Source organism: Baekduia alba (assembly GCF_028416635.1).
Classification (GTDB): domain Bacteria; phylum Actinomycetota; class Thermoleophilia; order Solirubrobacterales; family Solirubrobacteraceae; genus Baekduia; species Baekduia alba.
Map to the genome: position 1 here is coordinate 4,942,662 of NZ_CP114013.1, position 26,037 is coordinate 4,968,698.

General features: G+C 73.9%; 25 protein-coding genes and 1 pseudogene. 6 read left to right on the forward strand and 20 right to left on the reverse strand.

Annotated features, from left to right (window positions below; genetic code table 11):
• Positions 1 to 2: 2 nt before the first annotated feature.
• The gene (locus DSM104299_RS24745; RefSeq protein ID WP_272474334.1) at positions 3 to 788 is read right to left on the reverse strand and encodes a glycosyltransferase family 2 protein; all 786 of its coding nucleotides are present in this window, start codon (positions 786 to 788) and stop codon (positions 3 to 5) included.
• 136 nt (positions 789 to 924) lie between these two features.
• On the opposite strand from DSM104299_RS24745, the gene DSM104299_RS24750 reads away from it, so the two are divergent.
• Entirely contained in the window at positions 925 to 1,629 is a 705-nt protein-coding gene (locus tag DSM104299_RS24750; RefSeq protein WP_272474335.1) for a response regulator transcription factor, read from the forward strand.
• Positions 1,630 to 1,636: 7 nt separating this feature from the next.
• Positions 1,637 to 3,100, forward strand: a complete 1,464-nt coding sequence (locus DSM104299_RS24755; RefSeq protein WP_272474336.1) for a HAMP domain-containing sensor histidine kinase — start codon at positions 1,637 to 1,639, stop codon at positions 3,098 to 3,100.
• Here the strand turns inward: DSM104299_RS24755 and DSM104299_RS24760 are convergent.
• Genes DSM104299_RS24760 through DSM104299_RS24795 form a run of 8 tightly spaced genes read right to left on the reverse strand, consistent with a single transcriptional unit; the run spans position 3,030 to position 11,150 of the window.
• Positions 3,030 to 3,767, reverse strand: coding sequence for a lipoate--protein ligase family protein (locus DSM104299_RS24760; protein WP_272474337.1), 738 nt, complete (start codon positions 3,765 to 3,767; stop codon positions 3,030 to 3,032). The two genes, DSM104299_RS24755 and DSM104299_RS24760, sit on opposite strands and share 71 nt — an antisense overlap.
• 13 nt (positions 3,768 to 3,780) lie before the next feature.
• Entirely contained in the window at positions 3,781 to 5,502 is a 1,722-nt protein-coding gene (gene ade, locus DSM104299_RS24765) for an adenine deaminase (protein ID WP_272474338.1), read from the reverse strand.
• A 15-nt stretch (positions 5,503 to 5,517) separates the two neighbouring features.
• Positions 5,518 to 6,450: an ABC transporter substrate-binding protein gene (locus DSM104299_RS24770; protein WP_272474339.1), complete on the reverse strand. Its 933-nt coding sequence runs from the start codon at positions 6,448 to 6,450 to the stop codon at positions 5,518 to 5,520.
• 32 nt (positions 6,451 to 6,482) lie between these two features.
• Positions 6,483 to 7,610: an LLM class flavin-dependent oxidoreductase gene (locus DSM104299_RS24775; RefSeq protein WP_272474340.1), complete on the reverse strand. Its 1,128-nt coding sequence runs from the start codon at positions 7,608 to 7,610 to the stop codon at positions 6,483 to 6,485.
• 3 nt (positions 7,611 to 7,613) lie between these two features.
• On the reverse strand, positions 7,614 to 8,618 hold the full coding sequence (locus DSM104299_RS24780) for an ABC transporter substrate-binding protein (protein WP_272474341.1): 1,005 nt from the start codon (positions 8,616 to 8,618) through the stop codon (positions 7,614 to 7,616).
• Positions 8,615 to 9,649 carry an NrtA/SsuA/CpmA family ABC transporter substrate-binding protein gene (locus DSM104299_RS24785; RefSeq protein WP_272474342.1) on the reverse strand — a complete coding sequence of 345 codons (1,035 nt, stop codon included), beginning with the start codon at positions 9,647 to 9,649 and terminating at the stop codon, positions 8,615 to 8,617. Before DSM104299_RS24785 ends, DSM104299_RS24780 begins: the two co-directional genes overlap by 4 nt.
• Positions 9,646 to 10,380, reverse strand: coding sequence for an ABC transporter ATP-binding protein (locus tag DSM104299_RS24790; RefSeq protein ID WP_272474343.1), 735 nt, complete (start codon positions 10,378 to 10,380; stop codon positions 9,646 to 9,648). The genes DSM104299_RS24785 and DSM104299_RS24790 overlap by 4 nt, the downstream gene beginning before the upstream one ends.
• Complete coding sequence (locus tag DSM104299_RS24795) at positions 10,377 to 11,150, reverse strand: ABC transporter permease (RefSeq protein ID WP_272474344.1); 774 nt, start codon at positions 11,148 to 11,150, stop codon at positions 10,377 to 10,379. Before DSM104299_RS24795 ends, DSM104299_RS24790 begins: the two co-directional genes overlap by 4 nt.
• A 125-nt stretch (positions 11,151 to 11,275) precedes the next feature.
• Here DSM104299_RS24795 and DSM104299_RS24800 point away from each other — a divergent pair, with 125 nt between their 5' ends.
• Positions 11,276 to 11,734: a MarR family winged helix-turn-helix transcriptional regulator gene (locus DSM104299_RS24800; RefSeq protein WP_272474345.1), complete on the forward strand. Its 459-nt coding sequence runs from the start codon at positions 11,276 to 11,278 to the stop codon at positions 11,732 to 11,734.
• On the opposite strand, the gene DSM104299_RS24805 is transcribed toward DSM104299_RS24800, so the two are convergent.
• The 8 genes and pseudogenes from DSM104299_RS24805 to DSM104299_RS24840 form a co-directional block, all read right to left on the reverse strand.
• Positions 11,731 to 12,102 carry a VOC family protein gene (locus DSM104299_RS24805; protein ID WP_272474346.1) on the reverse strand — a complete coding sequence of 124 codons (372 nt, stop codon included), beginning with the start codon at positions 12,100 to 12,102 and terminating at the stop codon, positions 11,731 to 11,733. The two genes, DSM104299_RS24800 and DSM104299_RS24805, sit on opposite strands and share 4 nt — an antisense overlap.
• A 159-nt stretch (positions 12,103 to 12,261) precedes the next feature.
• Positions 12,262 to 12,411: pseudogene (locus DSM104299_RS24810) on the reverse strand (response regulator transcription factor); the annotation flags it as partial.
• A 39-nt stretch (positions 12,412 to 12,450) separates the two neighbouring features.
• On the reverse strand, positions 12,451 to 13,227 hold the full coding sequence (locus DSM104299_RS24815) for a hypothetical protein (RefSeq protein WP_272474347.1): 777 nt from the start codon (positions 13,225 to 13,227) through the stop codon (positions 12,451 to 12,453).
• A 49-nt stretch (positions 13,228 to 13,276) separates the two neighbouring features.
• Entirely contained in the window at positions 13,277 to 13,633 is a 357-nt protein-coding gene (locus DSM104299_RS24820) for a VOC family protein (RefSeq protein ID WP_272474348.1), read from the reverse strand.
• A gap of 10 nt (positions 13,634 to 13,643) precedes the next feature.
• Positions 13,644 to 14,990, reverse strand: coding sequence for an MFS transporter (locus tag DSM104299_RS24825; RefSeq protein ID WP_272474349.1), 1,347 nt, complete (start codon positions 14,988 to 14,990; stop codon positions 13,644 to 13,646).
• Entirely contained in the window at positions 14,980 to 17,991 is a 3,012-nt protein-coding gene (locus DSM104299_RS24830; RefSeq protein WP_272474350.1) for a putative bifunctional diguanylate cyclase/phosphodiesterase, read from the reverse strand. The genes DSM104299_RS24825 and DSM104299_RS24830 overlap by 11 nt, the downstream gene beginning before the upstream one ends.
• Positions 17,988 to 19,304 (reverse strand): aminotransferase class I/II-fold pyridoxal phosphate-dependent enzyme, encoded by a 1,317-nt coding sequence (locus DSM104299_RS24835; RefSeq protein ID WP_272474351.1) that lies wholly within the window; start codon positions 19,302 to 19,304, stop codon positions 17,988 to 17,990. The genes DSM104299_RS24830 and DSM104299_RS24835 overlap by 4 nt, the downstream gene beginning before the upstream one ends.
• Positions 19,305 to 19,409: 105 nt before the next feature.
• On the reverse strand, positions 19,410 to 20,543 hold the full coding sequence (locus DSM104299_RS24840) for a 5-methyltetrahydropteroyltriglutamate--homocysteine S-methyltransferase (protein ID WP_272474352.1): 1,134 nt from the start codon (positions 20,541 to 20,543) through the stop codon (positions 19,410 to 19,412).
• A 160-nt stretch (positions 20,544 to 20,703) separates the two neighbouring features.
• Here DSM104299_RS24840 and DSM104299_RS24845 point away from each other — a divergent pair, with 160 nt between their 5' ends.
• Positions 20,704 to 22,509 (forward strand): sensor domain-containing diguanylate cyclase, encoded by a 1,806-nt coding sequence (locus DSM104299_RS24845; protein WP_272474353.1) that lies wholly within the window; start codon positions 20,704 to 20,706, stop codon positions 22,507 to 22,509.
• Here DSM104299_RS24845 and DSM104299_RS24850 read toward each other — a convergent pair.
• Both DSM104299_RS24850 and DSM104299_RS24855 read right to left on the reverse strand, forming a co-directional pair.
• On the reverse strand, positions 22,506 to 23,444 hold the full coding sequence (locus DSM104299_RS24850) for a M28 family metallopeptidase (protein ID WP_272474354.1): 939 nt from the start codon (positions 23,442 to 23,444) through the stop codon (positions 22,506 to 22,508). The two genes, DSM104299_RS24845 and DSM104299_RS24850, sit on opposite strands and share 4 nt — an antisense overlap.
• Positions 23,445 to 23,470: 26 nt before the next feature.
• Complete coding sequence (locus DSM104299_RS24855) at positions 23,471 to 23,773, reverse strand: winged helix-turn-helix domain-containing protein (RefSeq protein ID WP_272474355.1); 303 nt, start codon at positions 23,771 to 23,773, stop codon at positions 23,471 to 23,473.
• Between the two features lie 226 nt (positions 23,774 to 23,999).
• Between DSM104299_RS24855 and DSM104299_RS24860 the strand changes: the two genes are divergently transcribed.
• Positions 24,000 to 24,344, forward strand: a complete 345-nt coding sequence (locus DSM104299_RS24860; RefSeq protein WP_272474356.1) for a hypothetical protein — start codon at positions 24,000 to 24,002, stop codon at positions 24,342 to 24,344.
• A 12-nt stretch (positions 24,345 to 24,356) separates the two neighbouring features.
• On the opposite strand, the gene DSM104299_RS24865 is transcribed toward DSM104299_RS24860, so the two are convergent.
• Positions 24,357 to 24,818 (reverse strand): winged helix-turn-helix domain-containing protein, encoded by a 462-nt coding sequence (locus tag DSM104299_RS24865; RefSeq protein ID WP_272474357.1) that lies wholly within the window; start codon positions 24,816 to 24,818, stop codon positions 24,357 to 24,359.
• A 301-nt stretch (positions 24,819 to 25,119) separates the two neighbouring features.
• Between DSM104299_RS24865 and DSM104299_RS24870 the strand changes: the two genes are divergently transcribed.
• Positions 25,120 to 26,037 carry a TIGR03620 family F420-dependent LLM class oxidoreductase gene (locus tag DSM104299_RS24870; protein ID WP_272474358.1) on the forward strand — a complete coding sequence of 306 codons (918 nt, stop codon included), beginning with the start codon at positions 25,120 to 25,122 and terminating at the stop codon, positions 26,035 to 26,037.

Sequence of the window (26,037 nt, forward strand, 5' to 3'; positions counted from 1 at the left end):
GCTCAGGCGGGCCGCGGGCGGGCGGCGCCCGGGGACGTGGCGCCGCCCCCCGTCTCGGCCCGCAGCTGCGCGCGCAGCGCGCGCAGCTCCCGGAACGCCCGCAGCACGACGGCCGGGTCGGCGCCCGAGGAGCGCCCGGCCGCCCGCGGCCGGTGGGTCACGCCCAGCTCGCCGATGCGCGCGCCGGCCGCCCGGGCGCGCACCAGCAGCTCGGTGCTGACGACCGCGCCGTCGGCCTCCAGCGCCAGCCCCTGGACGAGCTCGCGGCGCATCAGCTTGAACGCGCAGTCGACGTCGCGGACGCCCAGCGCGAACATGTGGTCCACCAGCCCGTTCCAGGCCCGCGCGTTGAGGCGGCGGTGCAGCGGGTCGGCGCGGCGCACGCGGTAGCCGCACACCAGGTCGCTCGCGGCGGCCAGCGGCAGCGCGGCGACCAGGTCCATCAGGTCGAACTGGCAGTCGGCGTCGGTCAGGAACACCCACTCCAGCCGCGCGGCCGCGAACCCGGTCCGCAGCGCGACGCCGTAGCCGCGGTTGCCGTCGTGCACGAGCAGCCGCACACGCTCGTCGCACCGCGCCGCCTCGGCGGCCACCGCCCGCGTCGCGTCGGTGCTGCCGTCGTCGACGACCAGGATCTCGTGCGCGTCGGCCACCGCCCGCGCCGCGGCCGTCGCCTCGCCGACCATCCGCGCCACGTTGCCCGCCTCGTCGTGGCAGGGCAGGACGATCGACACGCCCGCCAGTCGCGGGAGCGGGACCCGGCCGGCGTCGTCACCCAAGCGTTCCATGCGATCGATCGTCGGCCCGGCGGCTGAGCCGCGCCGCAAGCGCGCGTTGGCCGCCGCTGCGCCTCCTGTTGGAATCGCGTTGCCATCGTGCGAACCCTGTGTTCAGCGGCCTGCGCGCGTCTACATTCCGCCTGTGTTGAACGACGACGCCCGGACCGCCGGTCGCGTCCTCGTCGTCGAGGACGACGCCGATCTCTCCGACGTGATGGCGGGCGCCCTGGCGTCCGACGGCCACGAGGTCGCCACCGCGCACGACGGCAGCGCCGCGCTGGAGGCGCTCGCGGCGCGACGCTTCGACCTGATCCTGCTCGACCTCTCGCTCGGGCCCGGCGGCCCCGACGGCGTCGAGGTCTGCCGGCGCCTGCGCGCCGGCGGCGACGACACGCACGTCGTCGCGGTCACGGCGCGCGAGGGCGAGGCCGACGTCGTGCTCGTCCTCGAGGCCGGCGCCGACGACTACGTCACCAAGCCCGTCGGGATCGCGGAGCTGCGCAGCCGCGTCCGCGCGGTGCTGCGCCGCGGCCAGCGCGCGCCGGAGGATCCGGTCCTGCGCCACCGCGCGCTCGCGATCCACGCGGCCGCCCGGCGCGCGACGGTGGGCGACCACGAGCTGTTGCTCACCTATTCGGAGTTCGAGGTGCTGCGCGCGCTGCTGCGCGCCGGCGGCCGGCTCCTGACCCGCCAGGCGCTGCTCGACGCGATCTTCGGCGGCCACGCCTTCCGCGACCCGCGCGCGATCGACGTCCACGTCCACCATCTGCGCGAGAAGGTCGCCTCGGCCGGCGGCGACGCGGGCTGGATCGTGACCGTCCGCGGCGCCGGCTACCGCATCGGCGGGTGACCGCGGCGTGCCGGGGCTGCGCGTCAAGCTCGCCCTCGCCCTCGTCGCCACGAGCGCGATCACGCTGGCGGTCGCGGTCGGCACGCTCGTCCCGCCGCTCGAGCATCGCCTGGAGCAGGACCGCGTCCACGACGTCCGCGAGCTGGCCCGCACCGCCGGCCTCGCGCTGACGCGGATGCCGGAGTCCGACCTGCGCCCCGGCGCGCGCGGCTCGCGGCGGCTGGTGCGCCGGCTCGCCGGCCGTGTCGGCGGCGACGTCGCGCTGTTCGACGCGCACGGCGCCCGGATCGCCGGCAGCGGCCCGACCGCGCCGCGCGTCGTGCCCGCCGGGCTGGCGCGCGACGGCGACGTGCGCCAGGCCGTCGGCGACGGGGCGGCGGTCGTCGTCTCCAGCGCGCGGACGCGCGCCGGCGTCCGGACGCTCGTCCTGCGCCGCTCGCTGGACGACGAGCGCGCGGCCGCCGCGGTCGTGCGCGGCGCGCTGCCCGTGGCGGGCGGCGTCGGGCTGCTCGTCGCCGCCGCGCTCGGCGCGGCGTTCGGCTTCGGCCTGCTGCGCCGGCTGGAGGGCCTGCGCCGCGCGGCGCGCCGACTGGGCGACGAGGGCATCGAGGCGCCGGTCGACGTCCGCGCCGCGGGCCGCGACGAGGTCGGCGAGCTGGCCGTCGCGCTGGAGTCGATGCGCACGCGGCTGCAGGCCCAGGAGCAGGGCCGCCAGGCGTTCCTGTCGACGGCCTCGCACGAGCTGCGCACGCCGGTCGCCTCGCTGCTCGGCTTCGCCGAGCTGCTGGAGGAGGACCTGGCGGGCCCCGAGCCCGACGTCGACGCCGCCCGCGCGCGCGCCGGCGGCGTCGCCCGCCAGGCCCGGCGGCTCTCGACGCTGGCCGACGACCTGCTCGGCCTCGGCCGCCTCGACGCCGCCACGCCGGTCGCCACCGAGCCGGTCGACCTGGCCGAGCTGGCCCGGACGCTCACGGGCGAGGTCGAGCCCGCCGCGCGCGCCGCGGGCGTCGTCATCCGCCTGCGGTCCTACGGGTCGGCCTGGGCGCTCGGCGACCCGCTCGCGGTGGCGCGCGTGATCCGCGCGCTGCTGGACAACGCGCTGCGCCACGGCGCGCCGCCCGACACCGCGCTGGCGATCACGGTGACGAGCGACGGCGAGCGCGCCGCGGTCGCCGTGGCCGACGCCGGCCCCGGCGTGCCCGCCGCCGACCGGGAGCGGGTGTTCGGCCGCTTCGAGCGCGCCGCGGCACGCGGCGCGCACGGCTTCGGCCTCGGCCTCCCGATCGCCCGCGGCCTGGCGCGCCGGATGGACGGCGACGTCACGCTGGCCGACGCCCGCCCCGGCGCGCGCTTCACGCTCACGCTGCCGGCCTGCGCGCCGCCGCGCGAGGAGCGGACGGTCAACGTTCGTGCGCCGACCGCAGCGTCTGCGCCAGCGCGACCGTCGCCGGGTCCAGCGTCGTCGCGGTGAGGCGCTCGTGGGCGGCGAGCGTCGCGACCAGCGTCCGCTCGGCGTCGGCCGCGGTGAGCGTGCGCACGATGTCGGCCGCCCCCGCCGCGGTGCTCGGACGCCAGGCGATGCCCAGCGCCGCGTAGACGTCGACCAGCGCCGCGCGCAGCCGCGCGCCGTGCTCGACGATCAGCATCGCGGTCACCAGCGAGGCGCCGCGGATCGAGCGCTGGGCGGTCCCGGCGAGCTTGACGCCCGCGGCGTTGACCGACCAGTCGCCGGCGCAGTACTCGCCGGGCAGCTCGCCGACGCGCGCGGCGATCCCGACCGCGGCGAGCGACTCCACCAACAACGCCGTGGCCGACGCGAAGCGCGCCGGGATGCCCTCGGCGATCGTCTTGACCGGCGTGACGACCTCGACCAGCACCGCGCCCTCGTCGTAGCCCGCCGCGTGGCCGCCGCCCAGCCGCAGGAGCGGCACGAACCCGTGGGCCCGCGCGGCGACGCGGGCGTTGTCATATGTCTCGCCGTCGAGCGCGTCGAGCCGGCCGAACGCCATCGTCGGGCCGGGCCGGAAGACCCGCGCGGTCGCGGGCTTCTCCCCCGCGCCGACCTGCCGCAGCAGCGCGTGCGTGATCGCCGCGTCGAGCACGGGATCGTCCGGGTGGCGGGCGCGCAGGAGCTCCACGGAACGTGAAGGCCTACACGAACACGTCGGTCAGCGCGAACGCGTCCACGTCGACGAGCCCCTGGTCGGTGAGCTTGAGCGACGGGATCACCGGCAGCGCCAGGAAGCTCAGCGCCATGAACGGGGCGCCGAGCCGGCAGCCGAGCTCGCGCGCGACGTCCTCGGCGCGGGCCAGGTCGTCGGCGACCGCGCGCGGCGGCCGGTCCGCCATCAGCCCGGCGAGCGGCAGCGGCACGGTCGCGCGGACCTCGCCGCCCGCGGCGACCACGAGCCCGCCGCCCAGCTCGGCCGCGGCGCGCGCGGCGATCAGCGCGTCGCCGTCGTCGGCGGCCGCCACGACGATGTTGTGGGAGTCGTGGGCGACCGACGAGGCCAGCGCGCCCGCGCGCAGCCCGAAGCCGCGGACGAAGCCGGCGCCGACGTTGCCGGTCGCGTGGTGGCGCTCGACGACGCTCAACCGCAGCAGGTCGGCGTCGGGGTCGGGCGCGGCGACGTCGCAGAGGGCCGAGCCGCGCAGCTCGGCGATCTCGGCCGTGGTGATCAGCTGGTCGTCGATCACGCCGATGGCCTTGACGCGGTCGCCGGCGCGCGCGAGGCGCAGGTCGTCGCGCCAGGCGACGTTCATCGTCGGCGGCAGCGTGTCGGGCGCGCCCGCGTCGCCGCCCACGCGCACGCCGTCACGGGCCACGACGGCGCCGCCCGCGACCACGACCGCCGGGCGGATGTCGTCCAGCGCGTCGAACACCACGAGGTCCGCCCGCCGTCCCGGCGCCACCGCGCCGCGGTCGCGCAGCCCGTAGTGCTCGGCGGCGTTCAGCGTCGCCATCGTCACCGCGAGCAGCGGGTCCAGGCCGGCGCCGACCGCCATCCGGACCAGCGCGTCGATCGACCCGTCGTCGAGCAGCTCGCCCGGGACGCGGTCGTCGGTGCAGAACGCGAAGCGCCGCGCGTTGGCCGGCGTGACCGCCGGCAGCACGTCGAGCAGGTTGCGCGCGTTGGTCGCCTCGCGCAGGAAGACCGTCATGCCGTTGGCGACCTTCTCGCGCGCCTCGTCGGCCGTCAGGCACTCGTGGTCGGAGACGACGCCGGCGCCGAGGTAGCCCTGGACGTCGGTGCCGGCGAGGCCGGGCGCGTGACCGTCGACCAGCAGCCCGGCCGCGGCGAAGGCCGCCAGCTTGGCCAGCTCGACGGGGTCGCCGGCCAGGACGCCAGGGTAGTTCATCATCTCGGCCAGGCCGAGCACGCGCGGGTGGCGCAGCGCCAGGCCGATGAGGTCGTCGGCGAGCAGCCGCGCGCCCGACGTCTCCAGCGGCGAGGCCGGCACGCACGCCGGCGCCATCATCAGCACCGACAGGTCGAGGCCGGCGGACGCGCGCAGCATCCACTCGATCCCCGCGACGCCGAGCACGTTGGCGATCTCGTGCGGGTCGGACACGATCGTCGTCGTGCCGTGCGGCAGGACCGCGTCGGCGAAGCGCCCGGGCGCGACCATCGAGGACTCGATGTGCACGTGCGCGTCGATGAAGCCGGGCGCGACGTAGCGCCCGGCCGCCTCGACGACCTCGCGGCCGCTCAGCCCGTCCCCGACCGCGGCGATCCGATCGCCCACGATCGCCACGTCGGCGCTGCGGACCTGCTGGGTGAGCACGTCGACCACGCGGCCGCCGCGCACCACCAGATCCGCGGGTTCGGCACCGCGGGCGACCCGGATCCGCCGGGCGAGGACGTCTGTCATGCCTCCATATCTACCTCACGCGGTCGCGGCGGTCTGGTGCGCGCGTGCCTCGCGGGCCGCGTCGAGGCCCGCCTCGACGTAGGACGCGAGCTCCGGGACCGTCGCGTCGGCGACCGTCACGGCGCGCGGCAGGAAGCCGACGCGGGCCAGGACGTCGGCCCCCGCCTGCTGCTCGGCGACGAACGGGGCGCCGATCGCGTTGACCGTCCACGGGATGCGGCGCACGAACGCCTCCCACGCCTCGACCTCGCCGCCCTCGTTGGTCGCGAACAGCTCGGCGGCGGCGCGCGGGTCGGCGGCGGCCCAGAGCCCCGCGTCCTCCAGCGCACCGGCGACCGCGCCCAGCTCGGTGCCGCGGCGCTCGGCCACGTCGCGGCGGGTGAACCACAGCGACGGGTTGGTGATGAGGTCGCCGGCCGGGACCAGCTCGACCGCCGCGCCCGACCGCGTCGCGGCGACGTGCTCCGGCCCCTGGCCGATCCACGCGCCGAGCTCGCCGGCTTGGAGCTGGGCGAGCGAGTCCGGGCCGGAGCCGACCGCGTCGACCTCGTCGAAGGCGATCCCGGCGCGGTCCAGCGCGACGGCCAGCAGCAGCGTCTGCCACGAGCCGATGCCGAGGGCGACCTTGCGCCCGCGCAGGTCGGCGACCGACTTCACGTCCGAGTCCGGCGTGACGAGCAGCGTGCCGTGCGCCGGGCGCGGGTCGGAGTGGGCGACGTAGACGACCGGCAGGCCGTTGGCCTGGTCGGAGATCGGCGGCGTCGCGCCGGTGCCGCCGACGTCGATCGTGCCGTCGACGAGCTTGCGCCCCGTCTCGGTGCCGCCCGTGTACCGGTGCCACGCCACCTCGACGCCCAGCGGCGCCAGCGCGCGCTCGGCGAGGTCGAGGTGCGAGAGCAGGAACAGGGCGGGGTTGTTGGCGTGGACGCCGATCGTGATGGTGCTCATGGTGTTCTCGATGTCCTTCGGTCGGTTCGAGGTCAGCCCGCCGTGACGGGCACGTCGACGATCGCCTGGTGGTCGCGGGCGCGCACGCCGGCGTCGGGCCGCACGCCGAGCTGGGGCAGCACGGTCTCCGAGACGCGGTAGGCCTCTTCCAGCAGCGGGTTGCCGCTCAAGATGAAGGTGTCGACCCCGAGCGCCTCGAACTCCTGGATCCGCTCGACGACCTGCTCGGTCGAGCCGACCAGCGCGGTGCCCGGGCCTGGCCGCAGCAGCGACATCCCCGGCCAGATGTTGGGGTAGCTCTCGAGGTCCTTGGCACGGTCGGGGACCTGGCCCTGGTGCTTCTCGAACTGGCGCTGCATGCCGACCGAGTCGCTGCCGGCGTTCGACGCGGCCATCCGCGCGTAGGTGGCGTCGCTCGTGGCCTTCAGCAGGTGGTCGACGTGGTCCCACGCCTCCTGCTCGGTGTCGCGGACGACGAGGTGCAGGCGCATGCCGTAGCCGATCGTGCGCCCGTGGCCCTCGGCCAGCTCGTTGAGCCGCGCGATCTTCTCGGCCACGCGCGCCGGCGGCTCGCCCCACGACAGGTAGCGGTCGATGTGCTTGGCCGCCATCTGCATGCCGGCCTCCGACGAGCCGCCGAACCACAGCGGGACGTGCGGCTTCTGGACGACGGGCAGGCCGAAGTTCGACCCGGCGCCGCGCACGGAGTAGTGATGGCCCTCGAAGTCGACGACCTCGCCGGAGGTCAGGCGCCGGAAGATCTCCCAGTACTCGCCGGCCAGCGCGTAGCGCTCGTCGTGCTCGACCTCGAGCCCGTACTGCTTCAGCGTGCGCGTCTCGCCGTTGACGACGTTGATCTGCAGGCGCCCGTCGAACAGGTCGTCGAACGTGAGCGCCATCTTGGCCAGCAGCGTCGGGGAGATCAGGCCCGGATGGACCGCCAGCAGCGGGCGCAGCTTCTTGGTGTGGGCGGCGAGCGCGCTGCCCAGGACCCACACGTCGTGGATGTCGGTGGCCAGCAGCGCGCCGCTGAAGCCGAGCCGGTCGACGCCCGTCGCCAGGTGCTTGAGGTAGTCGAAGTCGACCGCGCGTGTGCCCTCCGGCTCCCACGGGTATGCGCCGTCGCGCGGGATGATGTACCACAAGTAGTCGGATGCCATGGGCTAGCGAGCTCCTTCGAGGGTCAGGTCGCGCGCGGCGGCCAGGGTGGTGTGGTCGACCCAGGCGTCGAGGTCGACGTCGGACTCCAGGAAGCCGTTGGCGTGCAGGAAGTCCTTCTGGCGCTCGAGCAGCGCCAGGCGCTCGTCGCTGAGCGACAGGTGCAGGGAGCGGTGGTAGTCGGCGCGGTAGGCGCCGGGCACGAACTCGGCGCCCGCGTGCGTCTCGCGCGCCAGGATGTCCGCCACGCCCGCCGGGTTCTCGGCCGCCCAGTCGGCGGCGCGCAGCAGCACGGCGACGAACCGGGCGACGTCCTGGGGCCGCGTGTCGAGCAGCTCCTGGTGGACGGTGATCGGGCGCGGCGTGCCGTTGTTGACGCGCGTCGCGCGGTCCGGCACGTCGTCGAGGTCGATCGCGATCCGGGCGCCGGCGCGCGTCGCAGCCTCCAGCCCTGGCGCGCCCTTGACGTAGGCCGCGTCGGCGCGGCCGTCGATCACGGCCTGGACCTCGGGCGCGAAGCCCGCGGCGCCGCGGCCGTCGGTGTCGGCGTGCGGCGCGACGTCGACACGGACGACGTCGGTCAGCCCCAGGCCCGCGATCCGCAGCGCGCCGGCGAAGCCGGCCAGCGCCATCGCGCGCCAGAAGTCGATCGACTCGCCCGGCCGGGCCGGGATCGCCACGCGCCGGCCGGCGAGCTGCGCCGGCTCGGCGAGGTCGTCGTCGGCGCGGACGACGATCGCCTGGCGCTCGTCGATCCACGTCAGGCCGACCAGCCGCGTGTCGGCCCCGCGCGACCGCGCCCACAGCGCCGGCACGTTGCCGCCCTCGCGGATCAGCGACGTCAGCTCGTGGCTGAAGTGCTCGGCGCGCAGGCGCGGCTCGCGCGCCGCGTCCTGCAGCGAGCGGACGGCGATCCCGTCGGCCGCGAACTCGGTGTCGAACCAGCCCTGGTCGGCGGCGAGGCCGGTGGCGGTCGGGACGGGGCAGCGGGTGAACCAGAGGTCGCTCATCGCAGCGTCTCCGGGGCGACGGTGAACGTCTTCGGGTCCAGGCCGGCCTTGATCACACCCTGCTGGGCGAAGAAGGCGGCGACGTGGCCGAAGCGCTCCTGGAACGTGGCGTCGATCGGCGCGATCGGCTGCTGGGTCCGGTAGTTCTGGGCGAGGATCGCCGCGGCCTTGTCGTCCAGCCGGATGGCGCCGGTGTTCTCCTTGTCCACAGCCGCCTGAGGATCCTCGTGCTCGGCGATCGAGTGGCGGCGGATGTTGTCGAAGAACGCCTTGACCGTCGCCGGATGCGCCGCCAGGAACGTGTTGGAGATCGAGTAGGTGGTGTCGTTCTCGGAGCCGACCTGCGCACCGTCGGCCACCAGCCGCGCGCCCTTGGCCTTGGCCGTCGCGACGAAGTCCGCCCAGGCGGCCCAGGCGTCGACCTTGCCGGAGGAGAACGCCGTCGCGCCGTCGGCCGCGCCCAGGTACACGCGCTTGACCTTCGCGGGGTCGACGTTGTTCTTCTCCAACGCCTTCAACAGGAGGTACTCGCCGGTCCCCTTCGGGTTGACCGCGACCTCGCGGCCGGCGAGATCGGCCACGGACTTGATGTTGGGGTCCTTGACGAGGATCCCCTCGCTGGTGGCGTTGTCCAGCTGCGCGGCGAAGATCTTGAACGTCGGCTTCTGGGCCAGCGCGCCGATCGCGGAGGAGATCGAGCCCTGCGCGGCGTCCAGCGCGCCGGCGTTGATCGCCTCGGCCGCGGGCGCGAAGGCCGGGAACTGGCCGGTGAACTGGACCTTCGCGCCGACCTTGGCGAGGTCCTTGGCCAGCGAGCCGTCGTTCTTGGCGGCCACGACCGGGCCGGTGTTCCCGATCAGCGCGATGCGCAGCGTGCCGCCGCCGCCCGCGACGGCGCTCGAGGACGCGCCATCGCCGGACGACGCGGTCGCGGTGCCGTCGTCGGAGCTCCCGCAGGCCGTCGCGAACGCGGTCGCGGCGAGCAGGCCCGCGACGGCGAGCGCGCGGGTCGGGCGGGTGGAGAGCGTCATGCGTGGATCCTTGTCGGGGTGGTGGTGGGTGCGTCCTCGGCGCCGGTGACGCCGAGCTGGGAGAGCAGGTCGGTGCGCAGCCCTTCGAACCAGTCGTCGGTGCGATCGCGCGGGTGGTCGGCCTCGATGCGCTCGTGGTGCGCGATCCGGCCGTCGGCCATGACGATCACGCGATCGGCGAGCAGCAGCGCCTCGTCGACGTCGTGCGTGACGAGCAGGACGGCCGGGCGGTGGCGCCGCCACAGCGCGCTGACCAAGGCGTGCATCTTGATCCGGGTCAGCGCGTCGAGCGCGGCGAACGGCTCGTCGAGGAGCAGCAGCTGCGGCTCGCGCACCAGCGCGCGGGCCAGCGCGGCGCGCTGCGCCTCGCCGCCCGACAGCGTCAGCGGCCACGCGTCGGCGTGGGCCTCGAGCCCTACCTCCTGCAGCGCCTGGCGCGCCGCGTCCTTGATCCCGCCGCCCTTCTGGCCGAGCGTGACGTTGTCCAGGACGCGCTTCCACGGCAGCAGCCGCGGCTCCTGGAAGACGACGGCCGGCCGGCCGGGCGCCTCGACGGTCCCGGCCGTCGCGGGGTCCAGGCCGGCGAGGACGCGCAGCAGGGTCGTCTTGCCGCAGCCGGTCTTGCCGAGCAGGGCGACGAACTCGCCGGGCGCGATGTCGAGGTCCAGCTCGCGCAGGACGGTGCGCTCGCCGTAGTCGCGGCGCAGGTTGCGGACGGTGACGCCGCTCATGCGCCGCGGTAGGTCCGGCGCCAGCCGAGCAGGCGGCGTTCGAGGGTCCGCGCGATCAGGTCGCCCGTGAGGCCGAGCGCGGCGTAGATCGCGATGCAGACCAGGACGATGTCGGCCCGCAGGAACTCGCGCGCCTGGCCGAGGATGAAGCCGATGCCGCTCGACGCGTTGAGCTGCTCGGCGGCGACGAGCGCGACGACGCTGATCGCCATCGACTGGCGCAGCGCGACGAGCGCGGGCTGGACGGCGGCCGGCAGGATCACGTGGCGGATGAGCTGCGGCTTGGTCAGCCCGAAGACGCGCGCGGCCTCGACGAGCTTGACGTCGACGTTGCGGATCGCGCCGTAGACGTTCAGGTACATCGGGAACGCGGCGCCGAAGGCGATGATCAGGATCTTCGGCAGCTCGCCGATCCCGAACCACACGATGAACAGCGGGACGATCGCCGTGAACGGGACGGCCTGCAGCATCTGGACGGGCGCGTCGATCAGGTCCTCGCCGCGCCGCCAGAGGCCGGAGAGCGCGCCGAGCGTCGCGCCGGTCGTCACGCCGAGCACGACGCCGATCAGCGCGCGGCGCACCGACGTGCCGACCTGGCCGACCAGGTCCCCGTGCGCGACGAGGTCCTCGAACGTGGTCAAGACGGTCGCCGGCGAGGGCAGCACGTTGGGCTCGAACAGGCCGAGGACGGCGGTCGAGAGCTCCCAGAGGGCGAGGATGATCAGGACGCCGCTGGTGCGGCGGGCGATCTTGAGCGGGGTTGCGGACATGGCGTCGTGAGGTAAAGTCGATAAAGTCGGTCGACAATGCCGACATTAGCAGACGCTGATGTCTTGTCAATCATCGATAATTACCGACGATCTGAGTGGTGCCAGGATCACGTAGGGTCGCCGCCGTGCCGCTGACGCCCGCCACCCGGTTCTCGAGCCCGGGCTTCCTGCTGAACAAGGTGGGCTTCGTCGCGCGCCGCTGGATCGCCGACGCGCTGGCGCCGCTCGGGCTCAACGGCCGGGAGGCGGAGATCCTGCTCCGGCTGCGCGCCGCCGACGGAGGGCTGACGCAGGCGCAGCTGTGCGAGCAGCTCGACGTCGACCCCTCCAACCTGGTCACGATGTTGAACAAGCTGGAGGCCGCCGGCCTGCTGGAGCGCACCCGCGACGCCGCGGATCGCCGCCGGCACATCGTCACGCTCACGGCCGCCGGCCGCGAGCGCCGCACGCAGGCCGACGCGGCGGTGCAGCGCGTCGAGGAGCGCCTCCTCGACGGCCTGACCGCGCGTCAGCGCACGTCGCTGCGGACGCTGCTGATGACCGTCGACGAGCGCACCGCGGCCGAGTGGACCGACGAGGGCTAGTCCTGGAGCACCGAGAGGACGTTCCCGCCCGGGTCGGTGAACCACGCGATCAACGGGCCGCCTTCGCGCATGATCCCGCGCTCGTCCTGCTGGAAGCCGTCGTAGCGGAGGATCTCGACGCCGCGGCTGACGAGCTCGTCGACGGCGGCCTCGATGTCGTCGACCGGGAAGTTGAGGATCGTGTAGGCGGCGGGCGTGTGGTCGGGCTTCGGGTATGCGAGCGTCGGGCGCGCGCCGCCGGCGAGGTGCAGCGTCAGCAGCCCATGCTCGACCGACGTCTCGATGCCGAGCGTGTCGCCGTAGAACCGCTGCGCGGCGTCGATGTCGGGAACGGCGAACCCGCTGAAGGCCTTCGTGTCCTTGAACATGCCCCTGAGACGCCGCGGGCGGGCCGAACTCATCGGTGGGTAGGTTGCGCGGGTGGCTCGCCTCCCCGAACAGCCAATCGGTCAGTCGGTCGAGCTCCATCGGGCAGAGGTTCGAGGCCGCGGGCCGTGCGCTCAATCCGTCACATGACGGATCTCGCCTCAGCGCACGCGCAGGTGCTCGTGGATCGCCGTCGCGGCGGCTTCGGTCCGGTTCTCCGCGCCCAGCTTGGCGAGCACCCGCTCCACGTGGGTGCGCACGGTCCCGGGCGCGATCACCAGCGTCTCGGCGATCGCGCGGTTCGTGCGCCCGTCGGGCCAGCAGGCCGAGCACGCGCAGCTCGGCGGCCGTCAGCCCATAGGGCGCGGCGATCTCGTCGAGGTGCAGGACGGCGGCGTGCTCCTGACCGGCCAGGACGACCGGCGTGAGCCGGACGCGCAGCCAGCGACCGCGACGTGGCGTCGGGCGCAGGAACGACGCGTCGGTCCGGCCGCGCGCCACCAGCGCCCGCGCCAGGTCGACGATCCGCTCGTCGGGCACGGCGCGGCGTCCGGGATCGGCACGACGGCGCCGTCGCCGGCGATGAGCGCCCGGCCGCCGTGACGGCGCGCGACGAGGCCCGGGACGTCGACGGCGTGGGCCAGCAGCCCCGCGGACAGCCCGACGAGGTCGCGGTGCAGGTCGGTGATCCCGTCGCGTGCCTCGGTGTTGACGCTGACGAACCCGACCTCGCGCCCGTCGACGGCGTACAGCGCCATCCCGAGCCCGCCGCGCAAGCCCTCCGGCCACGCCAGCTCCCGGGCCGTGAACGTCGTCGACCCGCCACACGGCAAGTCGGCGAACCGCAGCGGCCGACCGGGCGCGAGCATGCCCAGCGCGGCATGCTCGGCGCGGTACTCCGGAGAGCGCAGCGCCGCGCCGATGCCGTCGGCGTGACCGGCCGAGGCGAGCAGCTGGAGCTCGCCCTCGCGGAGCCTCGCGAGCGTCGCCGCGTCGAACGGGATCGCCTCGCGCAGGCAGCGCAACACCTCCGCCGGGCCATCCGGCCGATCGGCCGCCGTAGCCACCGCCTCGCCCAGCAGCGCTACGGCGCGCGCCGTTCGATGGTGTTGAGCGAGCGGCCGCATGCTCGCCTCCGAGTATGCCGCGTGGCCGGCGCGGGCTGCTTCGCCGGCGTCAGCTCCGCTGGTGGCTGAGGATGTTGATGACCTTGCCCGTCGGATCCCGCACGAAGAACCACCGGACGCCCCATGGCTCGTCGGTCAGCGGATGCACGACCTCGTCGCCGCGCGCGACCGCCACCGCGTAGGCCGCGTCGACGTCGTCGACCTCGATCGAGACGTCCGGCGCGACCGGCGCGCTCGCGTCGTCGGCCATGACGCTCAGCTGGACGCTCGGATCGTCCGGCGCGGCGAACGTCACGATCCACCCGTGGTCCATCACCAGCTCCAGTCCTACAACCTGCTCGTAGAACCCGCGGCTCGCGGCCGGGTCCGCGGCGTGCAGGTCGGCGACGATGCGCTTGACGGCCATGGCCCCCAGGCTACGACGACGCGCCCGCCGCAGCGGTGCGCAGGCGCTCCTCCACCACACGGCGGCGCCGCTCGGCGCGCACCGCCCGCTCCTCCAGGGTCCGCATGCCCGGGACGTAGAGCGCCGCCAGCGTCACCGCCGCGCCGAGCACGCCCGCGCCGATCAGCGTCGCGCGCGCGCCGAACGCGGCCTCGGCCGGGCCGGTCAGCGCGAAGGACAGCGGCAGCAGCCCCACCGAGATCAGCCAGTCCAGCGAGGACACGCGGCCCAGCAGCGCGCTCGGGACGTGCTGCTGCTTGGTCGTCGCCCAGACGATCGTGCCCGCGGTCTCCAGCGCGTTGAAGATCGCGCTGGCGACCATCAGCTGCCAGATCGCGTTCGCCGCGCCGTAGCCCGCGACCCCGAGCGTCGCCAGCGTCCACGCGACCAACATGAAGGTGATGCTCCGGCGCGGCAGGCCGAAGCGCCCCAGCAGCACGGCGCAGAGCATCGACGCGAGGCCGCCGGCGGCGAAGACCAGGCCCAGGTCGAACGCCGATCCGCCCATGCCCTCCTTGACGACGTAGGGCAGCAGCACCTCGACCGGCCCCATGAACAGCAGGTACGCGATGGCCGCCGAGGCGAACGTCGCCCACAGCCACGCGTGGCCGCGGACGAAATGCCAGCCCTCACGCAGGTCGGCGATCAGCGAGGTCTCGGCCGCCGCGCCGCCGAGCACCCGGCGCGAGGGCGACATCATCAACACGGTTCCCGCCGCCATCAGGAACGTCGCGCAATCCAGCAGGAAGACCCCGCCCGCACCCGCGATGCCGACCACGACGCCGCCCAGCGCCGGGCCTGCGAGCCGCAGCGCGAGCGGCCGCATCAGCTGGTCCAGCGCGTTGGCCTGCGTCAGCTCCTCCCCGCGCAGGAGCTCCGGCACGAGCGCGTCGAACGCCGGCGCGTGGAACGCCGAGCCGGTCCCATAGAAGGCCGCGAGGACGACGACGTGCCACGTCTGGACCTGCCCGCCGATCGTCAGCCCGGCCAGCAGCGAGACCGCGAGCGCGCGGAGGAGGTCGGCGCCGACGAGCAGCCAGCGCCGCTCCAGGCGATCGGAGGCGACGCCGCCGATCAGCAGGAACGCGATCGTCGGCACGGTCATCGCGATGCCGACGAGCGACATCCCCGCAGGGCCGCCGCTCAAGGCGTACACCTGCCAGGCCAAGGCCACCAGGAACGCCCCGTCGCCGATCAGCGACGCGGTCGCGCCAGTCCACAGCAGCCGGAAGTCGCGGTGGCGCAGCGGGCTCAGGAGCGAGCCACGACCGCGCGGGCCGCCGGCGAAGCCGTCCAGGCTCTCGTAGCTATGGTGCATCGTCGCCGGTGACGATGCCGGAGAAGTCCCCGGCACGGCCCTCGGCGAGGAACACGCGCGCGGACTCCGCGTCCATCGGCCGGGCGAAGTAGAAGCCCTGGCCCAGCTCGCAGCCCAGGTCGCGCAGCGTCTTCCACTGCTCGGGAAGCTCGATGCCTTCGGCCACGACCTCCAGCGACAGCGTCGAGCCGAGCGCGACGACCGCGTTGGCCAGGTCGGTGGTCTGCTGCGACGCGCCCTCGCGCAGGAACGAGCGGTCCATCTTCAGGACGTCGACCGGGAACTTGGACAGGTAGCTCAGCGACGAGTAGCCGGTGCCGAAGTCGTCGAGCGCGAGCTTGATGCCCAAGGCCTTCAACTCGGCCAGCCGCTGCACCGCGAGATCCGTGTCGGCCATCAGGACCGACTCGGTGATCTCGAGCGTCAGCCGCTCCGGCGCCAGGCCGGACTCCTCCAGCGCGTCGCGCACGTCGGCGACGATGTCGGAGTTCTGCAGCTGCTTGAGCGACAGGTTGATCGCCAGCGACGCCGGCGTCTCACTCGGGACGCCGTCGAGCAGTCGCCGGCCCTGCCGGCAGCCCTCGCGCAGGACCCAGCGGCCGATCGGCACGATCAGGCCGGACTCCTCGGCGAGCGGGATGAACTGGTCGGGGCCGACCATGCCGCGCGTCGGGTGGTTCCAGCGCAGCAGCGCCTCGACGCCGCTGATCGTCCCGTCGCCCAGCCTGATGACCGGCTGGTAGTAGAGCTCGAGCTGGTCGGTGGCCAGCGCGCGCTGCAGGTCGGTGCGCAGCTCCAGGCGCTGGAGCACGCCCTCGTGCATCTCGGGCTCGAACAGCCGGTAGCCGCCCTTGCCGTCGCGCTTGGCGATGTACATCGCGGCGTCCGCGTCGCGGATCAGCTCGTCGGCGTCCGCGGTCCCGTCGTCGGGCGCGATCGCGATGCCCAGCGAGCAGCGCACGGCGAGCTCCTTGTGGGCGGCCGACAGCGGCGCGGAGATGGCCTCCATGATGCGCTCGGCGGCGTCGGCCGCCTCCTGGACGCCCTCGATGTCCTCGAGCAGCACGGCGAACTCGTCGCCGCCGAAGCGGGCGGCGGTGTCGCTGGCGCGGATCGAGAGCGCCAGGCGCTGGGCGACCTGCTTGAGCACCTCGTCGCCCGCGGCGTGGCCGAGCGAGTCGTTGATGATCTTGAAGTCGTCGAGGTCGACGAAGACGATGCCGATCCCGCGCTGCTCGCGGCGTGAGCGCGCGATCGCGTGGCGCACGCGCTCGACGAACAGGGCGCGGTTGGGCAGCTCGGTGACCGGGTCGTGGAAGGCCTGGTGGGCGAGCTGGCGCTCGAAGGCCTTGCGCTCGCTGACGTCGCGCGAGTTCAGGACGATGCCACCGACGTGCTCGTCGGCGGTCAGGTTGGTGAACAGGACCTCGAACTGGCGGGTCGTGCCGTCCTTGTGGTTGAGCGTGCACTCGAGCGTCTGCGAAGCGACCGGCGCGTCGGCGCCGTCGGCGATCAGGCGCAGCAGGCGGCTGCCGTCGTTGGCGTCGACCAGCTCGTCGATGCGGCGGCCGACAACCTCCTCGGGCGTGAAGCCGAGGACCTTCTCGATCGCCGGGCTCTGGTAGGCGACCGTCGCGTCGGGCGCCAGCACGGTGATGAGGTCGCTGGAGTGCTGGACCAGCGAGGCGAAGCGCGCCTCGCTCTGACGGCGCACCAGCTCCTCGGTCAGCTCGGCGCGCTCGAAGGCCAGGACGAGCTGCGTGCCCAGCGCGGCGAGCGTCTCGCGCACCGCGCGGTCGGCGATCGCCGGGCCCTCGGCCAGCAGGACCGACGCGCGGCCCTCTCGCGGCGCGAGGTCGACGACCACGGCCGCGTCGCCGGTCCGGGCGGCACGCTCCTCGGCGCCGAAGTCGTCGGCGTCGCGCAGCTCGACGCGCACGCCGTCGCCGGTCAGCTCGGTCGCCGCGGCGACCGCGACGGCCTCCAGCTCATCGCGCGTGCCGGCCGCGACCAGCGCGGCGCCGGCGCGCGACAGCGCGCGCTCGCGGTCCATCGACCGCTCCTGCTGGCGCATCAGCCCGGCCATCCGGACGACGACCAGGCCGAACAGCACGATCGCGGCGATCGTGACGACCGCCATGTCGGTGTCGCCGCGCTGGATGTCGTGCGTCAGCTCGACGGACGGCGCGATCAGCGAGGCGACCGCGAGGAGCGCCAGGCGCCAGCGCGTGAGCACCGACGGCGCCGGGCGGCCGTGGTCGAGGATCGTCATCGACGGGTGCAGCGCCGCGGCGCCCCACAGCACGTAGAAGCCGATCCAGCCGAGGTCCAGCCACAGCTGGCCGTCGTAGGTGCCGTGCAGGATCGTCAACCCGTACACGAAGTCGGTCACCAGCAGCAGGGCGATGGCCGAGGACATCAGGTTGAACGCGGCGCCGCGCTTGCCGCCGTCCAGCGCGAGGCGCAGCGCGGCCGCCAGCAGCAGGACGTCGCCCAGCGGGTAGGCGACCGAGACGAGCTTGGCGTCCAGCGACAGCGAGCCGTCGTGCAGGTAGGGCGCGATCAGCGCGATCCACGACGGGACCGCGAGGCCGATCGTCAGGATCGCGGCGTCGACCGCGCCGCGGTCGGTGGAGCGCGACGCGCGCCGCTTGACGACGAGCAGCAACCCCGCCATCAACACCGGGTAGACCAGGATGTAGGACGCGTCGCCCAGTGACGGGAACGGCGTCTCGTGCCCGGTCAGCTTCGGGTAGCTGTAGGTGTACAGGTCGCCGAGCCAGAACAGCAGGAAGCCGCCCGCGAACCAGTACCACGGGCCCTTGGCCTCCGGCTGGTGGAGCCGGACGGCGCACGGGATCGCGATGACGGGCGACAGACCCAGCGCGAACATCACGTAGGAGTTGCCCTTCAAGGGCGGCACCAACATGTACAACGTCGCCAGGACGGCGGCCGCGGCCAGGAAGACGATCCAGGCGCGCTTCCGCAAGGTGGTGGTCATGCCGCGCTCCGCAGCGTCGTGGGTGGCTCGCCGGCCGGACGCAGCACGCCGCGCGCCGCAAGCTCCTCCAGCGCGACGAGCAGGGTGTCGACCTCGGCGTCGGTGTTGGCCGCGGTCAGCTGCACACGGAAGCCGACCTCGTCCTTCGGGACCAGCGGGTAGGCCGCGAGCGTCACGTAGACGCCGCGTTCGAAGAGGAAGCGGCCGACCGAGTCGATCTGCTCGTGGTCGCGCAGCGGGATCTCGATGATCGGCAGGCCCGAGCGGTTGGGCGTGTGGATGTCGAGCCGCGTCAGGCCGTCGAGCGTGCGGCGCGTCAGGCGCTCGAGCTCGTCGCGCAGCGCGTCGCCGCGGCGCTCGTTGACGTCGAGGCCGGCCAGGACCGTGGCCAGCGACGCGACCGGCGACGGGCCGGAGTACAGGTAGGGCGGCGCCGCGACCTTCAGCAGGTCCTTGACCTCGGTCGGGCAGGCGATGAACGCCAGCAGCGAGCTGTAGGACTTCGAGAAGCCGCCGACGAGGATCAGGTTGTCGTAGGACTCGCCGAAGTGCCGGACGATCGAGTTGCCCTTCGCCCCGTAGGGGTTGGTGACGTCCTCGCCGCGCTCGCCGATGACGCCGAAGCCGTGCGCGTCGTCGACGTAGAGCAGCGCGCCGTGCTTGCGCGCGACCTCGGCGAACGCGGGCAGATCCGGCGGGTTGCCGGTCATCGAGTTCACGCCGTCCATGCACACCAGGCGCGTGGGATCGCGCTCGGCCGACAGCAGTTCGTCGAGGTGGTCGGGGTCCTCGAAGCGGAAGCGCCGGACCGCGGCGCCGCGGGCGCGAGCGGCCTGGCAGCCGTCGTAGATCGTCTTGTGCGCCCGGGCGTCGAGGAAGATCGTGCCGCTGGCGGCCAGCAGCGGGATCACCGACAGGTGGATGTGGGTGATCGTCGGCAGGACCAGCGAGTCCTGCGCGCCGAGCAGCGCGGTGAGGCGCTCCTCGATGTCCTCGTACAGACGCGGCGAGCCGAGCAGCCGCGACCACGAGGGGTGCGTGCCCCACGTGTCGAGGTAGGCCGGGACCGCGTCGATGATCTCGCGGTCGAGGTCGAAGCCGAGGTAGTTGCACGACGCGAAGTCGGCGAGCCACTGCTCGCCGACGCGGATCATGCGGCCGTCGATCTCGTCGATGACGGCGTCCACCATCGGGTGGGACGCCTTCAGCGCGGCGAGGTCGCGGCAGCTCTCGAGCCAGTGATCGAGCCACGGGCGCCGCGCGACAGGGCTGGCGGCGGGCGTGACGGCAGGGGATGACGACGTAGGACGCATGCTCTCCCTCTTGATCGGGCCGCGTGCGTCCGGTTTTAGGTCTGTCCATCGTTCTGGACGACTTTCTGCAGGTTCCCTGCGCGAATGCTGGGCGAAGCGAGCGGCTCAGCCGCCCCAGACGTCCTCCGCGACCTCCACCACGCGGCGCAGCTTGGCCACCTCCTGCTCGTAGGTGAGGGCGTTGCCTTCGACGGTCGAGGAGAAGCCGCATTGCGGCGAGAGGCACAACTGATCGAGATCCACGAACCGGCTGGCCTCCTCGATGCGGCGCTTGAGGACGTCGGCCGACTCCAGCTCGCCGCGCTTGGTGGTGACCAGGCCGAGGACGACGACCTTGCCCTTGGGCACGAACCGCAGCGGCTCGAAGCCGCCGCTGCGCGCGTCGTCCCACTCCATGAAGAAGCCGTCGACCTCGAGCTCGTTGAACAGCGCCTCGGCGACGAAGTCGTAGCCGCCCTCGGCGACCCACGAGGAGCGGAAGTTGCCGCGGCACATGTGCGTGGTCACGGCCATGCCGTCGGGCCGGCGCGACAGCGCCTCGTTGATGTGCCGGATGTAGGTCTCGTGCTGGTGCTCGCCGTCGCCGCCGATCTCGACGACGTGCTGGCGCTGCGCGGGGTCGTTGAGGTAGGCCAGCGAGGTGTCGTCGAACTGCAGGTAGGTGCAGCCCTCCTCGCCCAGCCGCCGGACCTCCTCGGCGTAGGCGGCGGTGAGGTCGGCCCAGAACGCGTCGAGGTCGGGGTACAGCGCCTCGTCGATCGACGCGCGGCCGCCGCGGTAGTGGACCATCGAGGGCGACGGGATCGTGAGCTTGGGGCGCACGCCGTCGCCGCCGGCGGCGACCTGCTCGCGCAGGAACGCGAAGTCCGCGCCGAAGATCGTCTCGCTCACGCCGAGCTTGCCGTCGATGTGCATCGCGGCGGGCGTGAACTCGATGTCGCCCTCGGCGTTGTGGAACTGCACCTTCAGGTCGCCGGGCGCCTTGGTGACGCCGTCCAGGGCGTAGATGAAGTCCATGTGCCACGACGCCCGGCGGAGCTCCCCGTCGGTGGCGGACTTCAGGCCGACGTCGCGCTGCATCGCCACGACGTCGCGGATCGCGTCGTCCTCGGCGCCACGGAGCTCGACGTCGTCGATCCGGCCCGCGGCGTGTGACGCGCGCGCGTCCAAGAGCGCGGGCGGGCGGAGCAGGCTGCCGACGTGGTCGGCGCGGAACGGCGGGGTCGTTCGCAGGCTCATGGACCGAACCTACCCGCCGCGCGCGGTCCCACCCGTACAGGTGGAAGGCGAATAACTTGGCACGGCATCGCTTCAGGCGGCGGGAAAGAGGCCGATGACCTCGAACAGCCGCGCGGTCACCGTCCGCCGGTGGACAACCCCGTTCAAGATCATCAACAACATGTCGCGTTCAGCCCGACGGCTCCTCCTCTTGTTCGCCGCCTGCATGGTGGTGGTCCTGGTGCTGCTCCCGGTCGAGCAGGGCGCCCGCTGGGGCGAGGTCGCCGCCGCGCTCGGGCTGCTCTTCGGCGCCGGCGGCGGGCTGGCGAGCACCGCGCGCGCCGGGTCCGAGCGGCGCGGCGTCTCGATCGCGAGCCTCGCCGCGCTGCTGATCGCGATCGCGCTGCTGCGCGACGGCGTCGGCGCCAACGCCGGCTTCGGCCCGCTGATCTTCCTGCCCGTGCTGTGGGCGGCGCTGGAGCGCCGGCGCGGCGAGCTGCTGCTCGTGCTCGTCGGCGTCGCGTGCGTCTACTTCCTGCCGCTGCTGCTCTCCGGCGACCACTACCCGGTCAGCACCTGGCGCGGCGGCACGCTCATGTTGGTGGTCTCGGCCGCGGTCGGCTTTGCGATCATCGGCCTCGTCGACCACGTGCGGGAGGAGGGCTCGCGCTCGCTGGCGATCCTCGACGCGATGAGCGAGGGCTTCGCGCTCACCCGCGACGGCGAGATCGTCCAGGTCAACCCCGCGCTGTGCGCGATCACCGGCTTCCGCGCCGACGAGCTGCTGGGCCAGCGCCCGCCGTTCGCGTTCTGGCCGCCGGGGTCGCACGAGGCCAACGCCGCGACGCTGAAGCGGATCGTCGACGCCGGCGGCGGGGCGTTCGGCATCGAGCTCGTCCGTGCCGACGGCACCCTCTTCCCGGCCGAGATCTCCGCGATTCCGACCGACATCGGCGACGAGAGCCGCTGCTTCCTGAACACCGTCCGCGACGTCACCGAGCTGCGCCACCACGAGGCCGCGCAGCGCCGCCACGCCGAGCAGCTCGCCGCGATCACCGACGTGATCCGCGAGATCGGCCACTGCGACCCGCTGGAGGCGCGGCCGACGATCTGCCGCACGGCGCTGGCGCTGTGCGACGGCGCGCACGCCGTCAGCCTCTGGGAGCTCGAGGACCACGGCGCGCTGATCACGACCGCGACGCTGCCCGAGACCACGGCGCCCTACCGGGTCGAGGCGCACGCCCGCGACCACGGCGCGCACGTCGTGATGACGACCGGCCAGCCGCTGTTCGTGCCCGACGCGCGCGAGAGCCCGCACTGCGACCGACGGATCATCGAGCTGCTCGGCGCCGCGTCGGTCCTCTTCATGCCGATCGCCGACCGCACCGGCGTGCGCGGCGCGCTCGCGGTGTCCTGGCCGGCGGCGCGCGCCGAGGCGACCGACGGCGACCTGCTGCTGGTCGGCGTCCTGGCCGGCGAGGCCGCGATCGCGATGCAACGCGCCGACCTGCTCGGGCGCCTGGACGAGCTGACGCGCACCGACGAGCTGACGGGGCTGCCGAACCGGCGCGCGTGGGACGAGCTGCTGACGCACGAGCTCGCGCTGACCGAGCGCCACGGCGGCGCGGTGTCGGTCGCGATGCTCGACCTCGACTTCTTCAAGCGCTACAACGACGAGCACGGCCACCTCGCCGGCGACCGGCTGCTGCGCGCGGCCGCCGCGGCCTGGCAGTCGATGCTGCGCACGACCGACATCCTGGCCCGCTGGGGCGGCGAGGAGTTCGCGCTGATGCTGCCCGGCTGCGACGGCGCGGGCGCCGCGGCGCTGATCGAGCGCCTGCGCGGGACGCTGCCCGACGGCGTGACGTTCTCGGCCGGCGTCGCGACCTCGGACGGCCGGACGGCGCCGCGCGCGCTCGTCGACGCCGCCGACCAGGCGCTGTACCTGGCCAAGGCCGGCGGACGCGACCGCGTGGTCGTCGGCTAGCCGATCTGGCCCGCGGGCCACGTGCGCAGCAGCTCGACCACCGTCTCCCCCACCGCGTCGATCGCCGACGCCGACAGCTGGTCGTAGGTGTCGGCGTTGGTGTCCTTCACCGGATAGGACCAGTCGATGAAGTCGACGGCCGGCACGCCCGCCCGCAGGAACGGCGAGTGGTCGTCGATGATCGACGTCTCGACCGTGGCGGGGAAGACGCGGGCGACGCCGACGCGGCGCGCGGCGGCGCGGACCCGCCGCCACAGGTGCGCGTTCGAGGTGCCTTCGCGCGGCAGCTGCACGCCGCGGTTGCCCATGTAGTCGAGCAGGAGCATGGCCTTGGTGTCGCTCGCGTGGGCGTTGGCGTAGGCCTTGGATCCGCGCAGGGCGTCGTCGTAGAAGTCGTTGGTCGCAAACGGCTCCTCTTCGCCGTCGAAGAGCACGAACCGGATCGCCGGCGCGGTCGCGGGCCGGTGCAGGCGCTGGAGGTCGCGCGCGATCTCGACGACGCTGCCGACGGCCGCCGCCGCGTCGTTGGCGCCGACGAAGCCCTTCGGGTGGTACTCGGTGTCGTAGTGGGCCGCGACGACGATCGCGGGCGCGGTGCCGGGCAGCGCCCCGACGACGTTGCGCAGGCCGGGATGGCCCGGCACGTCCTCGAAGTGCGCGTCGGGCAGACGCCAGCGCAGCTGCTCGGCGACGGCGCGCAGCTGTGGCGAGCCGGCGGGGCGCTGGCCGGCGGCGAGCTGCAGGCGGACGGTGCGTAGGGCGCGCTGGGCGTCGAAGCGGTGCGTGGTCGCGGCCGGCGTCGTGGGCGCGGCGACGCGCGCGAGGCGATGGTGGCCGTGGTCGCTCGACAGCCACCACAGCGCGAGGCCGGCGAGGGCGGCGAGCTGGAGGGCGACGAGGACCACCACGCGGCGGACGGGGAACGTGGGACCCACGCGAGGGATCGTGGCAGGCGCGCCCGTCAGTCGTCGCGCTCGAGCGGCGGCAGCGCGGCGTGGACGCGCTGGAGGTGGCGGATCTGCGCGGCGACCGTCGCCCACCCCGGCCGGGCGACGCGGAGGTGGCGCGGGGTCGCGCCGTCGACGACCAGGCCCAGCTCGTGCAGCGTCGCGACGTGCTGGTGGACCTGACCCTCGGTGACGTCGAGCAGCGGCGCCAGCGCCTCCGGGGTGCTCTCGCCCTCCTGCTCCAGCGCGACCAGCAGCGCCATCCGGATCGGCTGGGCGAGCGCCGCCAGCACGGCCTCGTCGATGGGCTCAGCCATCCTCGCGCACGATAACTCGACTGTGCAGCATTTGCTGAACAGTGATGAGGTGAGCGACCCCGAACGCGTGACATCCGCGAACGGCCCGGCCCGGCGCGGGCGCGCATCGACGGACGACCACCGGCTTGTTCTGTTCATTGGGAACAGGAATAGGCAGAATCTAGCTGAGATGGTCGCTCGCTGTCAACTCCTGGCCGATTCTGTCCGCGTACGGTCGGGGTTCCGCGTGCTCGACCAGGATGAGATCCGCCGGCGCATCCGCGCCGCCATGGCGCTGGCCGACATCTCCAGCTGGGAGGAGCTCGCCGAGCGCACCCCGCTGAGCCGCTCGACCCTGAAGGACCTCGGCACCGTGCGCGGCCGCGCCGAGGAGACGCACCTGCGCGTCATCGCCGCCGCCTGCGGGCTGCCCTACGCGTGGTTCACCGTCGCCGACCTGGGGCGCGCCGTCGCGCGCGAGGACGAGGAGCCGACGGTCGCCGAGCGGCTCGAGGCGCTCGAGGCGCAGGTCGCCGCGCTGGTCCGCCGGGCGGGCGCGGCGCCGCCGCCGGACGGCGACGGCGGCGCCTGACTCCTCGCCCCCTCAGCCCTGCGCGGCGCGCGCGGTCGACGCGGAAGCGATCGCGCGCACTTCGGGCTGAAGCTGGGAGATGACGCCGCGCAGCTCGCGGCGCGCGCGGTCGTCGAGCGCGACAGGGCGCGGGTAGCCGCCCTCGGGGCCGGGCACGGTCAGGGCTCCGCACAGGCTCAGCAGCGTGCCCACGGGATCGCTGAGCGTCGCCTCCTGCTCGTTGAGCGACAGCATGTAGAAGTGCTCCACCGCGCCGCGCACGCGCCCTTCGTCGGCGAGCTCGACGACGCCCGCGGCCACGAGCGTCCGCACGTGGTAGGCGACGGAGCCCAGCGTTCCGCCGGTGATCCGCGAGAGCTGCGTCGGGCTGATCGGCCTGCCGTAGCTGCGCATCACGTCGACGATCTGGTCGCGCACCGGGTGCGGCCGCAGCGTCGCGCGCCGGTGCTCCATCTGCTTCTTGGTCGGGGCCATGCGCGGCACCGTAGCCGCCCGCGGCTCTGTATCAAACTGCGGTTTTACAGTGGAGTTCCTTGACCATTTGCGGCCGGCCTCCGCTGGGCGTGGCGGATCAGCGTCCGTCGTCGCGTTCGCCGCGCCTGCCGACCAGCCGGTCGACGGCGGCGAGGACCCATGTGCCGAGCGCCACGACGACCGCGAGGCTCATCAGCCGAAGATGTCAGCGTCTGTTGACATGAGCGCAGCGAACTCTAGCACGAAGCCGCGGGCCGCCCTGCTATGTTCGACATCACTCGAACCAGGAGGGTGATGCGGCATGGCGGACACGGTGTGGGCGGACGGCGCGCAGACGCGCGAGCAGCTCGGGCGCGTCGGCGTGTGGCTCGGCCCGATCGGTCGCGCGTCCTGGCCCGAGGCGCGGGCCGCCGCCCGACGCATCGAGGCGCTCGGATACGGCGCGCTGTGGATCAGCGAGACGCCGAGCGCGCGCGAGCCCTTCGCCCATGCGGCGCTGCTGCTGGGCGCGACCGAGCGGATGACGATCGCCACGGGCATCGCGAGCATCTGGTCGCGCGACGCGCTCGCCGCGCGCAACGGCGCGCTCGGCCTGGCCGAGGCGTACCCGGGGCGCTTCACCCTCGGCCTCGGCGTATCGCACGCGCCCGCCGTCCAGCTGCGAGGCCAGGACTACAACAAGCCGCTGACCGCGATGCGCACCTACCTCGACGGCTTCGACGCCGCGCCCTACAGCGGCGCGCAGCCCTCCGTGCCGGTCCCGGTCGTCCTGGCCGCGCTGCGCCCGAAGATGCTCGAGCTGTCGCGCGACCGCACCGCGGGCGCGCACCCCTACTTCGTGCCGGTCGAGCACACCGCCATCGCGCGCGAGCGGCTGGGGCCCGATCCGGTGCTGGCGCCGGAGGTCGCGGTGGTGCTGGAGAGCGACCCGGTCGCCGCGCGAGAGCGGGCGCGCCGGTACATGGCGATGTACCTCCAGCTGCCCAACTACACCAACAACCTGCGGGACCTCGGCTGGTCCGACGACGACGTCGCCGACGGTGGGAGCGACGCGCTGGTCGACGCGATCATCGGCTGGGGCGACGTCGACCGCGTCGCGGCGTTCGTCCAGGCTCACCTCGACGCGGGCGCCGACCACGTCTGCGTGCAGCCGGTGGGCACATCGACCACAGGCGCGGTGGCCGAGCTCGAGGCGCTCGCCCCGGCGCTGCTGGGCTAG

Excerpts from the sequence above, each read along its gene's own strand:
- DSM104299_RS24780 (WP_272474341.1), bottom strand. The coding sequence starts at position 8,618 with ATGAGCGACCTCTGGTTCACCCGCTGCCCCGTCCCGACCGCCACCGGC.
- DSM104299_RS24785 (WP_272474342.1), bottom strand. The coding sequence starts at position 9,649 with ATGACGCTCTCCACCCGCCCGACCCGCGCGCTCGCCGTCGCGGGCCTG.
- DSM104299_RS24865 (WP_272474357.1), bottom strand. The coding sequence starts at position 24,818 with ATGGCCCCGACCAAGAAGCAGATGGAGCACCGGCGCGCGACGCTGCGG.
- DSM104299_RS24805 (WP_272474346.1), bottom strand. The coding sequence starts at position 12,102 with ATGTTCAAGGACACGAAGGCCTTCAGCGGGTTCGCCGTTCCCGACATC.
- ade (WP_272474338.1), bottom strand. The coding sequence starts at position 5,502 with ATGACAGACGTCCTCGCCCGGCGGATCCGGGTCGCCCGCGGTGCCGAA.
- DSM104299_RS24820 (WP_272474348.1), bottom strand. The coding sequence starts at position 13,633 with ATGGCCGTCAAGCGCATCGTCGCCGACCTGCACGCCGCGGACCCGGCC.
- DSM104299_RS24840 (WP_272474352.1), bottom strand. The coding sequence starts at position 20,543 with ATGAGCCTGCGAACGACCCCGCCGTTCCGCGCCGACCACGTCGGCAGC.
- DSM104299_RS24775 (WP_272474340.1), bottom strand. The coding sequence starts at position 7,610 with ATGGCATCCGACTACTTGTGGTACATCATCCCGCGCGACGGCGCATAC.
- DSM104299_RS24745 (WP_272474334.1), bottom strand. The coding sequence starts at position 788 with ATGGAACGCTTGGGTGACGACGCCGGCCGGGTCCCGCTCCCGCGACTG.
- DSM104299_RS24825 (WP_272474349.1), bottom strand. The coding sequence starts at position 14,990 with ATGCACCATAGCTACGAGAGCCTGGACGGCTTCGCCGGCGGCCCGCGC.
- DSM104299_RS24815 (WP_272474347.1), bottom strand. The coding sequence starts at position 13,227 with ATGCGGCCGCTCGCTCAACACCATCGAACGGCGCGCGCCGTAGCGCTG.
- DSM104299_RS24870 (WP_272474358.1), top strand. The coding sequence starts at position 25,120 with ATGGCGGACACGGTGTGGGCGGACGGCGCGCAGACGCGCGAGCAGCTC.
- DSM104299_RS24835 (WP_272474351.1), bottom strand. The coding sequence starts at position 19,304 with ATGCGTCCTACGTCGTCATCCCCTGCCGTCACGCCCGCCGCCAGCCCT.
- DSM104299_RS24855 (WP_272474355.1), bottom strand. The coding sequence starts at position 23,773 with ATGGCTGAGCCCATCGACGAGGCCGTGCTGGCGGCGCTCGCCCAGCCG.
- DSM104299_RS24770 (WP_272474339.1), bottom strand. The coding sequence starts at position 6,450 with ATGAGCACCATCACGATCGGCGTCCACGCCAACAACCCCGCCCTGTTC.
- DSM104299_RS24830 (WP_272474350.1), bottom strand. The coding sequence starts at position 17,991 with ATGACCACCACCTTGCGGAAGCGCGCCTGGATCGTCTTCCTGGCCGCG.
- DSM104299_RS24795 (WP_272474344.1), bottom strand. The coding sequence starts at position 11,150 with ATGTCCGCAACCCCGCTCAAGATCGCCCGCCGCACCAGCGGCGTCCTG.
- DSM104299_RS24790 (WP_272474343.1), bottom strand. The coding sequence starts at position 10,380 with ATGAGCGGCGTCACCGTCCGCAACCTGCGCCGCGACTACGGCGAGCGC.
- DSM104299_RS24845 (WP_272474353.1), top strand. The coding sequence starts at position 20,704 with ATGTCGCGTTCAGCCCGACGGCTCCTCCTCTTGTTCGCCGCCTGCATG.